Annotated in this window: 12 protein-coding genes; 10 read left to right on the top strand and 2 right to left on the bottom strand. The window is 45.1% G+C overall.

Annotated elements, in window-relative coordinates; all coding sequences use genetic code 11:
• Window positions 1–69 precede the first annotated feature (69 nt).
• The 6 genes from BR06_RS0106125 to BR06_RS0106100 all read left to right on the top strand — a co-directional run bounded on the left by BR06_RS0106125 (window position 70) and on the right by BR06_RS0106100 (window position 5,335).
• Entirely contained in the window at window positions 70–1,362 is a 1,293-nt protein-coding gene (locus BR06_RS0106125; protein WP_235727675.1) for a hypothetical protein, read from the top strand.
• Between the two features lie 33 nt (window positions 1,363–1,395).
• Complete coding sequence (locus BR06_RS20495) at window positions 1,396–1,560, top strand: hypothetical protein (protein WP_169738225.1); 165 nt, start codon at window positions 1,396–1,398, stop codon at window positions 1,558–1,560.
• A 30-nt stretch (window positions 1,561–1,590) separates the two neighbouring features.
• On the top strand, window positions 1,591–2,028 hold the full coding sequence (gene fliJ, locus BR06_RS0106115; protein ID WP_031481318.1) for a flagellar export protein FliJ: 438 nt from the start codon (window positions 1,591–1,593) through the stop codon (window positions 2,026–2,028).
• On the top strand, window positions 1,985–2,623 hold the full coding sequence (locus tag BR06_RS0106110) for a MotE family protein (RefSeq protein ID WP_034602885.1): 639 nt from the start codon (window positions 1,985–1,987) through the stop codon (window positions 2,621–2,623). The genes fliJ and BR06_RS0106110 overlap by 44 nt, the downstream gene beginning before the upstream one ends.
• 146 nt (window positions 2,624–2,769) lie before the next feature.
• Window positions 2,770–3,573: a tRNA pseudouridine(38-40) synthase TruA gene (truA, locus tag BR06_RS0106105; RefSeq protein ID WP_031481314.1), complete on the top strand. Its 804-nt coding sequence runs from the start codon at window positions 2,770–2,772 to the stop codon at window positions 3,571–3,573.
• Entirely contained in the window at window positions 3,521–5,335 is a 1,815-nt protein-coding gene (locus tag BR06_RS0106100) for a hypothetical protein (protein ID WP_031481312.1), read from the top strand. The genes truA and BR06_RS0106100 overlap by 53 nt, the downstream gene beginning before the upstream one ends.
• Here BR06_RS0106100 and BR06_RS0106095 read toward each other — a convergent pair whose 3' ends face one another.
• Entirely contained in the window at window positions 5,336–7,285 is a 1,950-nt protein-coding gene (locus BR06_RS0106095; protein ID WP_031481310.1) for a DUF342 domain-containing protein, read from the bottom strand.
• 130 nt (window positions 7,286–7,415) lie between these two features.
• On the bottom strand, window positions 7,416–8,669 hold the full coding sequence (locus BR06_RS0106090) for a BPL-N domain-containing protein (RefSeq protein WP_031481308.1): 1,254 nt from the start codon (window positions 8,667–8,669) through the stop codon (window positions 7,416–7,418).
• Between the two features lie 197 nt (window positions 8,670–8,866).
• Between BR06_RS0106090 and BR06_RS0106085 the strand changes: the two genes are divergently transcribed.
• The 4 genes from BR06_RS0106085 to BR06_RS0106070 all read left to right on the top strand — a co-directional run bounded on the left by BR06_RS0106085 (window position 8,867) and on the right by BR06_RS0106070 (window position 14,807).
• Window positions 8,867–11,521 (top strand): valine--tRNA ligase, encoded by a 2,655-nt coding sequence (locus BR06_RS0106085; protein WP_031481306.1) that lies wholly within the window; start codon window positions 8,867–8,869, stop codon window positions 11,519–11,521.
• Between the two features lie 29 nt (window positions 11,522–11,550).
• Window positions 11,551–13,065: a uroporphyrinogen-III C-methyltransferase gene (cobA, locus tag BR06_RS0106080; RefSeq protein WP_031481304.1), complete on the top strand. Its 1,515-nt coding sequence runs from the start codon at window positions 11,551–11,553 to the stop codon at window positions 13,063–13,065.
• A 50-nt stretch (window positions 13,066–13,115) separates the two neighbouring features.
• The gene (gene purN / locus BR06_RS0106075; RefSeq protein WP_031481302.1) at window positions 13,116–13,811 is read left to right on the top strand and encodes a phosphoribosylglycinamide formyltransferase; all 696 of its coding nucleotides are present in this window, start codon (window positions 13,116–13,118) and stop codon (window positions 13,809–13,811) included.
• An 84-nt stretch (window positions 13,812–13,895) separates the two neighbouring features.
• Window positions 13,896–14,807 (top strand): aminoglycoside phosphotransferase family protein, encoded by a 912-nt coding sequence (locus BR06_RS0106070; RefSeq protein WP_031481300.1) that lies wholly within the window; start codon window positions 13,896–13,898, stop codon window positions 14,805–14,807.
• Window positions 14,808–14,827 lie beyond the last annotated feature (20 nt).

Genomic DNA, 14,827 nt, shown 5'->3' with positions numbered 1-14,827 from the left:
ACTAAGGTGGAGTTTGATTGTCTGATCAAAACAACCCTTGATATGTAAGGGTTGCCAAGAGGAAGAATAATGCATAATTATATATTAGAGAATGTAAATAAAACCCGCTGCACTTTGAGTGGGAAGGCGAATAATCATATGCTATTCATTTCAATCCCGATGGCTCACCGGGTGATTACCAAGGTGTGCTTTTCTTTACTTATGCTTGTTGTTTCAGTTTTAGTTGTTGGAACAAACCTTGGCGAATGCTCAAGTTTTCGTTCTGAAAACAAAGCTAAAGACAAATCAACCCTTAAGCTTTCTGCTCCAGTAGAAGAGGGCATCAGCCACTTGCTTACTGCTCTGACTGTTAAAACAGAAGAATTTGATGCGAGCAAGGTAAAAGGGCTGATTCAGTTCGTAGAAAATTCTAAGCCTACTGATAAATTGATTGAAATACCTAAGCGCGAATCTGCCAGTGGTGCAGCTATGCGCATGGATATTAAGGCTTCTTTGGCCAGAATTTTGGAATATACATATAATCCTGAAATTCCAAATTACGCTATTTATCCTTCAGTTATTCGCCTTAGCGGGTGGGACCCGAAAAGTGAATTCTACGCGGATAAAGTGCAGCCGTGGAAGTATCTCGAAGACAGTGATGTTCCCAAGGTGTGGCGCGGTAAAGAATTTGAAGTGAACACACCGGATTCTTTCGGTGGTGCTTATTATAGATACGACCTAAATCGTCTGCTCGTGCTTATGAAGTACGAGGGGCGAAATGTGTTTTTGTCAGTTGCCAGACAGGATGATAAGTCCAGTGTAGGAATGAAGGGACTTGTCATGGATGACAGCCAGTGGAACTATTTTTACAGTGGAATTCCCGGTTTGACTGCTGGCGGAATGGGCTGGATGGATACTTTCATGTACGATTCCATTTCCGTTTCTGTTTACATTCAGGATGACAAGAACCCCGATGATACCGTTTTCTATTTATTTAAATGGCTGCGCGCTGGTTGGGCAGGGCTTAATGTTGTTCGTCCAAAGCACATATTTGAAGGTAGTCAGAGATTTGCATCTTCTTTCCGGGGTTTGATGGAATCAAAGAACTTGCCGGAACCTGCTGTTTTTGCTGAAGAGGTAAAGTCTATTGAAGGACTGTCTGATCTTAAAATTGATACGTTTATTTCTGAGTATGCAAAAAGCATAGAGGACTTGGCCAGTAAGAACCCAGTGCTTTCAGATAAATTCCCGGAAGTCTACGAAGATGGGAAGTACGCCGACTCGTTCACACGAGAAGAGCGTATTGGTATACTTGTTAAGGAATACGTGAAGCGGGCCATGGGCAAGCAGTGCTTGATCTATGAAAAGGTCGTTCAAAATTAATATTACTTTTGTGCTTATACAAAGAAGGGCGAGATGATTTATCCAGAAAGTGAAGCGAAATTTAAATTCTGTCCGTATCTTATGACTAGTGATGATAAAATGAAATTTTGTCAGGGTACTATGTGTATGATGTGGCGTTTCTATGACGGGGAGAAGGGATATTGCGGTCTTGCCGGTAAACCTGAAATTAGCAAATAGTTCGCTATTATGTCTGGATAACTTGATATAATGCCAAGGCCCTATCATTTTGAGCTTGAGAAAGTCCTTGATTTTCGAAAGCAGGTAGAGGAACAGGCTCGCTTGGCTCTAGCTCAAGCGTTAGTACTTCATGCTGACCATCAGAAGGTCGTCCGCGAAATTGAAACTAAAATACAAATTCATCAAAAAAATAAATATGAGAAGCTGTCTGCAGACGATATGTGGCTGTGGCGGCAATATGATGATGCTCTGAAGAAAGATTTACAAGCATCTCACGTTCGGTTGCGACAGTTGGCCCTTAATTTGCAGAAATGTCGTACAGAAGCTATTAAAAAGTCAAAAGACCGTAAGTTGTTAGAAAAACTTAAAGAGAACCAAGCGAAAAAATACTATGAAGAAGAAAATCTTAAAGAGCAAAAAGAGTATGACGAAATGGCAACGCTTCGTTTCAAGGCTAAAGATTTCTAAGGTACTTGTTTGTTTGGTTCTACTGGCCTTTTTTAAACTTTCCCTTATAGGTGCTCTTGGTTTTGACCTTAGTGGCCCTTCAAAGGATGTTGTAAATGCCGTAATCGATAGCAGTGTTGTCCGCGATGTTGTTTCAGCTCCTGAAGCAATAGCCGCGGAGGCTGAACCCAAGCCTGCTAAAGAGAAAGCTGCTGCAACTAAACCAGATAGAATGCCGGATGCTGACTGGAAGGCCTTAAAAGCTAAAGAAGATGAGTTGGCTCGCAAAGAAAGATCCCTTCGCACTCTTGAACAGAATTTGGATAAAAAACTGGCCGAACTTAACGGTCTTGAAAAACGTCTCAAGAAAATGCTTGCTGACGCTGATGTTCTGAAAGATGCGAAAGTTAAACATTTGGTGGGCGTTTATACTGCAATGAAAGCGAAGAGTGCTGCAAAGATCATTGAAACTCTGGATACGGATCTATCTGTCAAGATTTTGTCAGGTATGCGCGGACGAAATGCCGGTGCCATCCTAGGTTTCGTTACTCCGAAGAAAGCGGCGGCGCTATCCGAGGCTCTTACCAAATTGCAGGTTCCACTCGGTGAACAGTAAGCCGCGATTTTAAAAACGATTTCGATAGTTGCTCCAGCCGCATTATGTGGCTGGAGCATTTAATTTATATAGCAGAAGTTGATATTCGCTAAATTTAAACCGGACTGTACAGCTTGTATGGTTGGCTTGGGTGCAAAGGTTAAGCTTTGAAAAGACTCAAAATGATAGTTGCTTACGAGGGTACAAAGTTTTGCGGATGGCAGATTCAGCCGGGCGTTCGGACTGTTCAAAATGAGCTTGAGAAAGCAATCGCGACGATTACAAGTGAGCCTGTGCGGGTATACGGATCTGGGCGTACAGACAGCGGTGTTCACGCTTTGGGTCAGGTTGTGCACTTTGCTTTGCCTGAGAATCGGGCAAATGTACCTTGGCAGAAAGCTTTGAACTCAATTTTACCCGATGATATCACGCTTTTGAGCGCAGAAGTTGTAGACGAAAATTTTCACGCTCAATTTAGCTCTCTCCGCAAGACATACAGTTACACTCTTTGGCTCGATAACAGCTTTTTATTGCCATGGCGCAGACATTTTGTATGGGCATGCGGTCCTCTCAACTTAAGTGCTGTAGACGAAGCCATGAAATGTTTTGTCGGTGAACATGATTTTGCCTCCTTTCAGAACGTGGGAACTCCCGTCAGCAATACAATCAGGACAATTTTAGACTTTAAGCGTCTTCCCGGTGAAACTGAGCAGGAAATCAAGCTCGAAATTTGCGGGACTGGGTTCTTAAAACAGATGGTACGCAATATTGTTGGCTGCCTTGTCGAGGTTGGCCGGGGTAAAGCTCAGCCCGATTTTGTCCGATCAGTATTAGAGAGAAAAGACAGAACATTAGCGCCGGCCACAGCTCCTCCGCAGGGGTTGTGTCTTTCGAGTGTGTATTACGGGGAGCCAGTAAGTGGCGAATCTAACTCTGGACGGAACGAACCTCGTATCGACGGGAAAGACTGAAACGTCTGAAGCTCCTCAAAGAACCACAATAAGTTCTTTCTGGGGTGATAAGTTTTCACGCGCAGCGCTTAAGAGTAAATACGAAAAGACAGGGTCTGTCACCGCTATGGAGGTGCAGAGTCGAATAAAGAGTTTTGGAGAAGCCTTAAGTCAGTTCCGCTGGTCAGACGACGGCTTCGGTTTAAATGATGCACGCCTTGTTGTAAACGATCCCTTTCTTGATAATAAAATTTCATCTTCCGTAACAAATAAAGACAATATTGCGCGGTATTACCGTGCATATTCACGTGGTTTTACACCTCATTTTCCAAATAGCCTTGATGCCGGAACATACAAGTTTGATATGTCTTATGGTGCGGAGACAAAGAACTTAAGCGTGACGCTTGAGAAAGGCATGGACAACGATGCAGTGCTCGATGCAGTGCGCGATGTGGTCAATCAGAGCACGCTTCCTGTGCAGGCTAGAAAAATATCGCAAAATGTCCCGGGCGCAAATCTCGATGATCTGTTTGGTGTCGGTTCGGCTTTAGCTTTCTCGGTGAACACTGCCTACAGCAACAATGACACCAGCATTGTCGGGGGGCTTGATGCTAAAAATGAGAGCGAAATAAATAGCCAACTGTCCTTCAGTGATACCAGTGGACATTTGATGGATCACCTAAAGCTAGATGATACGAAACTCCCCATTGGAACCGCTAAAATAGCCCGATATGATATCTCCGGAACTATGGCAGGTTCTGTTTCAGAATTCTTGACCAAGGGATTCGATGCGAACGAAGAAAGCTCCTTGTCAGTTGGTAATCATTCCATTGGGTATTCGCTTGGTGATGAGACAGGTACCATTAATTTCGCCGTAGAAGATGGGGATTCGTGGCAGACTGTTTTAAATACCATAAAAAATAGTGCGGCAGGCGTATCTGAAAAAATTACGGCTGAAGTTGTTGATGCCAAGCTTCCATCTCCTGTGTACACGGGCGAGGATTATTATCTGATTGACGGTAAGGCTGTCACAATCTTTGCGGTTTCGCCTAAACTTGGTGAGAGGCTTGTTCTGGAGCCGGAAGAGGGTCTTGAGGTGTTGGGTCTTAATATTACTTCACAGCCCGGGGCAGATGCTACAATGGTGGTAAACGGAACAAGTGAGACTCGTGCTCCCGGTGAATTCTCTCTGGACAGGGGGCGTGTGACGGTAGAGCTTGAAGAATCTTTCGGGAACACATTGCCATTGCGGGTAGTGGACGCAGTAACTGAGATGGAAAAAAATATAGGATATTTCACGGATTCCTATAATGATTTGCGGAAAACAATATTGCCGTCTGAAGATCTTTTTAGAGAAGGCTTTGCAGATATGTGGCGTGAGCCTATTGAAGACAATCGCGTTGATTATGCATGGATGGGGTTACGCGAAGTTGAGAAGGACAAGGTGCTCTGGTTCGATTCGGATGCTTTTTATTCAGCCGTAGGTTCAGAGCCAGATAAGGTTCGCGATCTTTTAGATGACGTAGAAAAGGGACTGGTTCCCTTATGGGAAAATGTGAATGAAGATGTCTTAAAGAATAAGGTCAGTTCGTATTTGATTCCGGAAAGCTCTCTGTCCGGGGCAGGGCCAGCTCCGGGGCCGTGGCTGCCAGAGCCTTCGCCTAGAACGGAGCTGGAGCTAGAGCAGAAAAGAGAATTAGTGGATACTTTTGATACAAATATGGAATACGATTTTGAACAGATGCTAGGAGATACGGGAAGCTTGGTTTCCCGAAAAGGGTGATTAGAGATTCACCGCCACAATCGTTCTTGTTCCTGAATCAAAATGGAATTTTACTCTGTTCAAGGTTTTAGTGACCTTTAGAGTTTTTCCACCGATTTTAACGACCACACCGGGGTGAACTCTTCTTTTGGCTCTTATAGATAGCCGTTCCAGAGTTTGGTAATAATCTAAAAGTTCGTGTGAAAGTTTGTTACGCACATTTTTAAGATTTCTTTTAATTTGCGCCCGCAAAAGAAGGATCTTTCCCATTTGCTCTTGTTTATCGATGGGAGTTCTAGCTAAGGTGTTTTCGTCAGAATCCTGCCCTATGGAATCGTTAATTTTCATTAATCTGCTACGTAGTTCCTCTCTCTCCTTTACCAATTCCTTATTGACTGGCTGACGGGATATAATGGTCAAAACTGTTTCGACACCGAGATCAGATCCCAGTTCATTAGCTTCTATACCTGTAGCAGAGGCAATGACTCCGCCTTGTATAACTCCCTTGCCTGCGGTTGCAGTTACAGAACCTTTACAGCGAATCATGCAGTTGCTGACTTCGTGGGCGATAGTAAGTTCATCTCCGCAGTCTATGCGGGAGTTGGCTGCAAACTGTGCAACGATACTACCGTCCGCTTTAAGATGGCCTTTGCCACCCATTATGATGCCGCCGTTAACGTCGATGTCACCACCAGCGAAAACATCCGCGCCTTCGATAGACTCTTTAACCAAAATATGGCCGGGTACATGTACTGTAAATCCTTCGCGGATACATCCTGTAACGTGTACAGAACCTTTCTCCAGCCTGAGATTTCCCGTTGAGTAATCTACGTCGGCTTCTGTTTCCAGCACGTCTATTACGGAAAGTTCCCCATTTACAAGGCTGACCATTCCTGCCGCCATTGCCTTGTATGTGATTCCATCCGGCAGAGGCTCTACATGTGCTCCAGGTGTAACTTCAAATGGTTGTCCACCGGGAGGGGGAGTCATTCTACCGTAAACATCTTCTCCGGCTTTACCCTCAACCGGAGGATGAATCTTCCCTATGATATCTCCAGGGGTAACCATTGGATGTGTTCCCCGTTCCTTAAAGTCAATCCGGTCATTTTCAAGTGAAGTCCCTATTGAGTGGGCTTCCTGTTTTTCGTACTCAAACCAGCCATTAACCCCGGCAATAGGTTCTGTGCCTTTTGCAATGGCAGTGTCTTGAGCTGCCCCGGTTTCTTTGGCTGTTTTTATGGCTGTTTCGCCTGCAACAAGTAGAAGAGGGCGTGAAATTTCAGCAGCTTCCAAAGCGGGAGCAATGCTTTGTAAAGAAAGGGGTGAACCGAAGCAGTCATGCGGGTAGATGGTAGCTCGTGCTTGCATCGCATCTGCAGATACACTGATGAGAGACTCAACATAAATTTGTTTGTCGCGTATCTGCACTAACCCATATGTATTGGAGATCAGAGCATTGATTTCTTTGTCGTGTGTGCAGCCTCCACCTGGGGCCACAGTTAAAGACTCGGGAGTGTTTGTTTTTAGGACAGGGATTTCATCGCCAAGAAGGTTAGTTCCATTTGATGCCTTAATAGGGATCGTCAATGTTCCGAAAATCATACCCGGTATAACGGGAAATCTGAAATCTGCATCGCCTATGATTATCGCATCTTCAGGTTCTTGCGCATAAATTCCGCGAACGAGTGCGACATTTAAAATGGATTTTCCTTCTTCAGCTCTTTGCAGAGCGAACTTTGCTCCATCAGGATTAAGTTGTCCTTTGTATCCTGCGCGATCCAGTTCTTTTTCCATTAGCGCGATAGAAAGGGGCGCTCCGTCTCCTTGTGCAGGAGTGTAACTTGCGATAAATGCTGCCATTTTATCTTCGGTAACACTGAATTCAAGCTCCGCATCACGGCTGGGGCCGTTATCCTGAGAGGATGCTGTACGTAACTCAGAACCTCGTATTGGGGATCCGTTGTCAGCCATTTAGTATAAGCTCTTTGAGTAAAAATATTTGAGATAGTAGTTACGTTCTACGTATAGTACTATTCTGATAAAGATGACTTTACACTAGGTTGGCAAAATGTTCAACAAAGATAGGCTGGTATTAACTTTCTTAACTTTGTTGCGGATTTTTATGAATAATCCATGTCAATTCTTCAAGGGTAGAGAGCAGTTTTGCGTACATTCCTCCGGCTCCAGGAGGTGGGCCGAAGAGTGCATTACGCTGTTCTTGTAGGCCTTTAGGGAATACTGTCTCCGGTCCAAGGCTACGCATGGTCATGGCAAATCTTTCGGCCAGCAGGTAGCCCGTGACTCCTTGTTCAAAAATTTTCATGTACTGCATAAAATCGTCTTTGCAAGACGCCCACATTTTCAGAGCCTCGTCGCTTGGTTTCAGCGAGGTGACTTCGCAGATAAGAGCGTAAAGACTGTTCAGCGCTGCTCCCGGTATTCCTCTTCGCCAGCCCAGTAGCCACGGGTTGCGCCAGAAAAGTAGGAAATGCCCTTGCCCGGTAGCTATGATTGTTTCTATGGATTCGCGAGCAACGGCTAAGTCTTTATCATCCCACAGCACAGGTGTATTAGCTAAGTCCCACGCGGGGATTGGCGGTCTTTCTGTGTGCGGTTCTTCCTGCATTTGATCTAAAATATGAGAAAGCCATGTGTTGGCTTGCGGCGATGCCGGAGTCTCAAGATGGGGGTAGCTCAGAATGAATCTGCCTTTACCTGACTTACCGGAAACAACAGCGGGGCGGTCCTGCAAAAAGTCTGGAAGCAGGCTTATGCCGTAAAGATTTTCCCAGTCACTAAGTGTGTCCTCGGGCAGTGAGCCTATACAAAGATCGGCAACCCAAAAATCCGGCCCCGGTTCTCCGTATCTACCAAGTGCGGTAGTTGGTCCGCCGCTTTGAGGTGAAAATTGACCCGGCCACCAAACAGGAACGAGCGCGGAATCTCCAAGGGAGTCCGGCACAAGCGGATCATCTTGATTTAGGTTTAAATTTATGTGTCCGCTTAAAAAATGGTGAAGACGGTTTTCGAACCCTTTGCGTTCCCAGCAAGTAAGACACAGTCCGCCAGCACCGGAAAGTCCAAGTCCTGCGCCTCCGCAGAATCCAAGGTAATTGCCTCCCTCGCCGACGTAGCGTTGAACAGCAAGTATTCCGGGGCCGCCGAGCTTGCCCGCCTTACCTTTTGCCCAGCCGCCCGGAACGATTAGGGCCTTGGGGGGCTTGCTTGAAAGGAGTCCTTGCGCTATTTGACGAGCTCGCACTAATTTGTGGTCAATATTCCACGCTTTCATAGCTCGGTGGATTAAAAGTCCCCAGATGTGGGAGTCGTCCCATAGTATATAGATACTTGACATGTTCGAGTCTCTCTATAAGTGTGTGTAGCGCAAGTTGACGGACCATCAATTAGTGTTGATCCTTATTGATGAATACACAGAAAAATCAGGGTGTCAAAGCACATCTTTTTTTTATATTTAATTAGAACAAATACATGGCCTTCCGCAATCTATCCTTGGAAGGTTAAGAATTTATATCATAATACAGGAGTCATGCAATGGCTGAATCAAATCTACCTAAAGGCTACGAGCCAGAAGACGTTGAAAAAAAGTGGCTTGACCACTGGGACGCAAATAAAACTTTCACAGCTGACCCAGAAGCTGATGGTGAGTCTTTTTCTATAGTTATCCCGCCGCCGAACGTTACTGGCGTTTTACATATGGGCCATGCGCTCAATCTTACTTTGCAGGATATTCTTTGCCGCTACCAGAGACAGCAGGGCAAAAATGTTTTGTGGGTTCCGGGTATGGACCATGCCGGTATTGCAACTCAGAATGTTGTTGAACGCCAGCTGAAAGAGGAAGGGCTTAGCCGCGATGATCTCGGGCGCGAAAAATTTATTGAGCGCGTATGGGACTGGAAAGAAGAAAAGGGCGGACGCATTCTTGAGCAGATCCGCAAAATGGGCGCTTCTGTAGATTGGAGTCGCGAATGTTTTACTTTTGATGAACAGCGCGCGAAAGCTGTCCGTAAAGTTTTTGTTAAACTCTATGAAGACGGCCTTATCTACAAAGGTAATTACATCATTAACTGGTGTAACCGCTGTCATACTGCTCTTGCTGATGATGAAGTAGAGCATTCTCCAAAGCCGGGTCATTTTTACAATGTCCGCTACAAACTTTCTGATGGTTCAGGCGAACTTATTGTTGCAACCACTCGTCCTGAAACCATGCTTGGTGATAGCGCAATCTGCGTTAACCCCGAAGATGACCGTTTCAAGCACCTGATTGGTAAGACAGCAATACTTCCGCTTGTCGGGCGTGAACTGCCTATCATCGGTGACACTTACGTTGATATCGAATTCGGAACAGGCGCACTTAAAGTTACCCCCGCTCATGACATGAATGACTGGGAGCTTGGTCGTAAACATAATCTTGAAGTCATCGCTATTTTTGATGACGAAGGAAATGTAAACGAGAATGCACCTGAAAAATATCAGGGACTCTACAAAGACGAAGCCCGCAAAGTAATTGTTGCGGATCTCGAAGCTGAAGGTTCCCTTATTTCTATTGAAGATCACGAACATTCTGTCGGTGAATGTTACCGCTGTAAGTCCGTGATTGAGCCGCATGTATCAGAACAGTGGTTTGTTTCTATGAAACCTCTCGCTGAAAAAGCACGTGCCGCAGTTCCAACCGATACTCAGATTTATCCTCCGAACTGGGAAAAAGTATATTACGATTGGTTAGATAATATCCGCGACTGGTGTATCTCCCGTCAGATTTGGTGGGGACATCGTATTCCGGCTTGGACCTGTGAAGATTGCGGCGAATTGATCGTCCCTATGGAAGATCCAGATAAATGTACCAAGTGTGGAAGCTCAAAACTGATTCAGGAAGACGACGTTCTTGATACATGGTTCTCCTCTGCACTCTGGCCTTTCTCCACTATGGGATGGCCTGATGAAACTGCTGATCTTGCTAAATATTACCCGACATCCGTGCTCATCACAGGATTTGATATCCTCTTCTTCTGGGTTGCACGCATGATGATGATGGGAATCCATTTTCAGGATCAGGTTCCTTTCAAGCATGTTTACATTCACGCTCTTGTTCGTGATGAAAACGGCAAGAAAATGAGCAAGTCCACTGGTAACGTAATTGATCCGCTTGAAATGAGCGACAAGTACGGAACCGATGCACTGCGCTTCACTCTGACCGCTTTCGCAGCCATGGGCCGTGATATCAAGCTTTCAGAGACCAGAATCGAAGGCTACCGCCATTTCGTAAATAAAATTTGGAACTCAGCCCGTTTTGCGCTGATGAATTTTGATGGCAAAGCGCCCGAAGCATCTATTGATGATGCTAAGGGGCTTGCAAATAAATGGATTCTGCACCGTCTGGAAGAAGTTAAAGACTCCATGCGCGAAGGAATCGAAGGGTACCGTTTCAACGAAGTTGCTCAGACCATGTACAGATTTATCTGGAATGAGTTCTGTGACTGGTATCTAGAAATGATCAAGCCTGATCTTTACAGCGATGACGAATCCCGCAAAGCGCCTACTCTGAAAGTTCTATGGACAGTGCTTTCCGAAACAATGGTTCTCTTGCATCCCGTTATGCCGTTCGTAACTCAGGAAATCTGGTCAGTTCTGCCCGGAATTGAAAACGAAGACATTGCAACCGTTCTCTATCCTGAAACAAGAGATCACTGCCGCAGCGATGAAATTGTTAAGCAGATGGATCTTTTTCAGGGCATAGTATCCGGCGTACGTAATATCCGTACAGAGCTTTTGATTGCTCCATCCAAGAAGCTGGAAATGATCATCCGTACAAGCTCCGATGAAGCATTGACCCTCATGAATGAGAGTGCTGAGTTGGTGAAATTCCTTGCTCGCCTCGACAAAATTGAAGCCGGACCAGATGCACGTGGACCAGAAGCTTCCGGCGCCGCAGTCGTTCAGGGTAACGAAATATTTATCCCGCTTGCCGGAGCTGTCGACTTCGAATCCGAGCTTGCAAGACTGGATAAAGAATTCGCTAAGCTGGACAAAGATTTAATTGTGATAGAAAAGAAGCTTTCTAATGAATCCTTTGTGAATAACGCTCCAGCAGCAGTTGTTGCACAAGAACGGGAAAGACTAGCTGAAATTGATGATAAAAGGGCAAAGCTTACCGAGCTGAAAGACAGACTCGTAAGTGTAATGAAATAGCCACGATAGTTAAAAAATAGGATGTATATATGGGCATAGTATATCTAATAGGTGCGGGTCCTGGTGACCCCGGTCTACTGACAGTTAAAGCCAAGGAAATTCTGGAATGTGCAGATGTCCTTATTTATGACTATCTGGCAAATAAAGAATTTCTTGCTTATTGCAAAGAAGGCGCAGAAATTCTTTACGTAGGTAAAAAAGGCGGAGATCACACTCTGCCACAGGATAAAATTAACGAACTTATCGTTAAGAAAGCGAAAGAAGGTAAGGTCATTGCCCGTTTAAAAGGCGGAGATCCTTACGTATTCGGACGTGGCGGAGAAGAAGCTGAAGAGCTCGTTGAAGCTGGAATTAAGTTTGAAGTCGTTCCCGGTATCACCGCTGGTGTTGCCGCTGCCGCTTACGCCGGAATTCCTGTTACTCACAGAGATTTCACCACTTCCGTATGTTTCATCACCGGACACGAAGATCCTACCAAGGAAAAGTCCGGTCATAACTGGGAAGTTTACGCTAAATCCAACAGTACTCTAGTTTTCTACATGGGCGTAAAAAATCTGCCCATGATCGCTGACAATCTCATGAAAAACGGACGCGATCCCGAAACTCCTGTTGCTCTAGTTCGTTGGGGAACCCGCCCAACACAGCAGAGTTTTGTTTCCACTCTTGAAAATGTTGCCGAAGAATCTGCGAATCGTAAATTCAAAGCTCCTTCCATCATCATTGTCGGCGGAGTTTGTTCTCTGCATGACAAACTAGGTTGGTTCGAAAAGAAACCTTTGCTAGGCAAAGGCGTTGTAGTTACCCGCGCTCGTGAGCAGGCCAGTGGCCTCGTTTCCGATCTAGGCAAACTCGGCGCATCCGTCTTCGAATTTCCTACAATCAACATCGAGCCTATGGCTGATTACGCGCCCGTTCAGAAAGAGATCGCTAATCTTTCCAAATGGGATTGGCTCATATTCACATCCGTTAATGGCGTGAAGCATTTCTTCCTACAGCTTGATAAAGCCGGACTAGATGCTCGTGTATTTGCCGGAACTGAGATTGCCGCTATCGGTCCAGCTACCGCGCAGGCTCTTGTAGAAAAAGGCATCAAGCCTGATTTCGTACCTGAAAAGTACATCGCAGAAGGCGTTGTTGCCGGACTTCTCGAAAGAGGCGTTAAAGGCAAAAGCGTTCTGATTCCTAGAGCCTTAGTTGCTCGCGAAGTATTACCTCAGGAACTCGAGAAAGCCGGAGCTAAAGTTCAGATTCTACCTGTTTACGAAACAGGTCTTTCTGAAAATGATCCCGGACCTATTGTTGAAGCTTTAGACGCTGGTAAAATTGATTATGTTACTTTCACCAGCTCCAGCACTGTAGAGAACTTCTTCAATCTCATTGAGCCTGAGCAGTTCCACAAATACAAAGATACAGTTAAAATAGCTTGTATCGGTCCGATCACAACCAAAACCCTCGAAGGGTTCGGTTTCGAGCCAGATATTCAGCCTGAAGATTATACGATTCCTGCACTGGTCGATGAACTGGTGAAAGAGTCCGCAGAGTAAATTATAAAGGAGGGGCATTTGCTCCTCCTTTTTTTATTTGGGAGAAAATTGTGAGTTTACCTATTGCTGTTCTTATTTCCGGCGGAGGTTCTAATCTTCAAGCCTTGATCGATAAGGTTGAGGATGGAACTCTAGATGTCGATATCAGAATGGTTCTTTCCAATAGAGCCAGTGCTCATGGGCTTGAGCGGGCTAAAAAACATTCTATTCCTACCTGCACTCTCAGTCATAAAGATTTCAGCAGCCGCGAAGAATTTGATGGTGAGATGGTGCGTGTTTTAAAAGAAACTGGCGTTGAAGCCATTGTTCTGGCTGGATTCATGCGTATTATTACTCCTGTGTTTTTGGGGGCTTTTCCCGGTAAGATTATTAATATTCATCCTGCGTTGCTTCCGAGCTTTGCTGGTGCGGGCGGGCAGGCTGACGCGGCCGAATACGGTGTTCAAATTTCAGGTTGCACGGTTCACTTCGTAGACGAAAAAATGGATCACGGGGCGATAATTATTCAGGCCGCAGTTCCGGCCACACCCGGTGAAGAAGTGCAGGAATTGGCTAAGCGCATTTTACAGGTTGAGCATAGAATTTTGCCACAGGCCACAAAGTGGCTGGCAGAAGGAAGACTTAGTGTCGAAGGGCGGTTTGTAAAACTGGCCGCCGCAAAGGTTGTTTCATCCAGTGGTTCTAGATTCGAAGCTAATAACGATTTTATCTGCCTCATAAATCCTCCATTAGAAGAAGGATTTTAGTATTTTATAATGGCTTGATTCTAAAAAAAATATAAAATCTCCTCAATGGCAAATTCTCGCTTGCCACATACCGCAGGAGTAATAATGTTAGATCCACTTGAGCCATGGTCCCGTGTTTCACTTCGCCGTCATAATAATAAGAATATACCGGGCAGCCCTGAAAGGGCTATTTCCCGTTCTGTAATAGAAGATACCAATAACAATTTGTGGCTTATGGAGCGTATTGCGACTAAACAGGTCGAACTGCGTTCTGCTATTGCGCGCAATCTCAAATCACTCCATGATTCTGGGCTAGATAAGATTTTGCTTTATCAAGTGACAGATGAAGAAGATCATGATTATGTTGCAGATGTGATGGGCTTTCCATGGCAGCTTTCTCCTTTCTATGAATCAGATGAACTGCCGCGGCCCGAGTTTATACATGATGCTGAGAGGGGCCAAGCCCTGGCTGAGTTTATTTGTTCACTTCGTAAATGCGCGAAGGGCAAACCTCTTGAAAGTTACGCAGAAGAGTTTGATTTGTTGGAATACGCAAAGAAGCTTGTCGAAACTATTTCTGAACGTGAGCCGAAAGTTTTTGAAAGGCTTGAACCTATTTGCGACAGACTATTCCCCGAAATGGAAAAATTTCAGTTATTGCCTGTTGCTTTTTGTCATGGCGATTTTCATCCGCTTAATGTATTGTGGAAAGGTAAAATCGTAGGAGCTGTGATTGATTGGGAATTTTCAGATATGCGCCCTGAAATCTATGATGTAGCGAATATGGTTGGGTGCGTTGCTTTTGAAGACCCTGATGCATTTGATTCGGGGCTGATTCTTGCTTTTATGGAATCCCTCAAGCGGGATACCGATATTGCGGTTGAGAGTTTTGCAATGCTTCCTTATTTTATTCCAGCTCTGCGTTTTGCATGGCTGTCAGAGTGGTTACGCAAAAAAGATTGGGAAATGCTTTCTATGGAGCTAGATTTTATGGAACTATTGCTCGAAAGAACTTAGCTTTACGCGCTATTTACAAA

This window comes from Maridesulfovibrio frigidus DSM 17176, assembly GCF_000711735.1.
Classification (GTDB): domain Bacteria; phylum Desulfobacterota; class Desulfovibrionia; order Desulfovibrionales; family Desulfovibrionaceae; genus Maridesulfovibrio; species Maridesulfovibrio frigidus.
The sequence above is the reverse complement of the archived record's forward strand: the minus strand, read 5'-3'. Positions and strand labels throughout refer to the sequence as shown.

Bases quoted from the DNA above. Each gene is read 5' to 3' on its own strand.
- BR06_RS0106110 (WP_034602885.1), top strand. From the start codon at position 1,985: ATGACGAAATGGCAACGCTTCGTTTCAAGGCTAAAGATTTCTAAGGTA.
- cobA (WP_031481304.1), top strand. From the start codon at position 11,551: ATGGGCATAGTATATCTAATAGGTGCGGGTCCTGGTGACCCCGGTCTA.
- BR06_RS20495 (WP_169738225.1), top strand. From the start codon at position 1,396: ATGATTTATCCAGAAAGTGAAGCGAAATTTAAATTCTGTCCGTATCTT.
- BR06_RS0106070 (WP_031481300.1), top strand. From the start codon at position 13,896: ATGTTAGATCCACTTGAGCCATGGTCCCGTGTTTCACTTCGCCGTCAT.
- BR06_RS0106090 (WP_031481308.1), bottom strand. From the start codon at position 8,669: ATGTCAAGTATCTATATACTATGGGACGACTCCCACATCTGGGGACTT.
- BR06_RS0106095 (WP_031481310.1), bottom strand. From the start codon at position 7,285: ATGGCTGACAACGGATCCCCAATACGAGGTTCTGAGTTACGTACAGCA.
- BR06_RS0106125 (WP_235727675.1), top strand. From the start codon at position 70: ATGCATAATTATATATTAGAGAATGTAAATAAAACCCGCTGCACTTTG.
- fliJ (WP_031481318.1), top strand. From the start codon at position 1,591: ATGCCAAGGCCCTATCATTTTGAGCTTGAGAAAGTCCTTGATTTTCGA.
- BR06_RS0106085 (WP_031481306.1), top strand. From the start codon at position 8,867: ATGGCTGAATCAAATCTACCTAAAGGCTACGAGCCAGAAGACGTTGAA.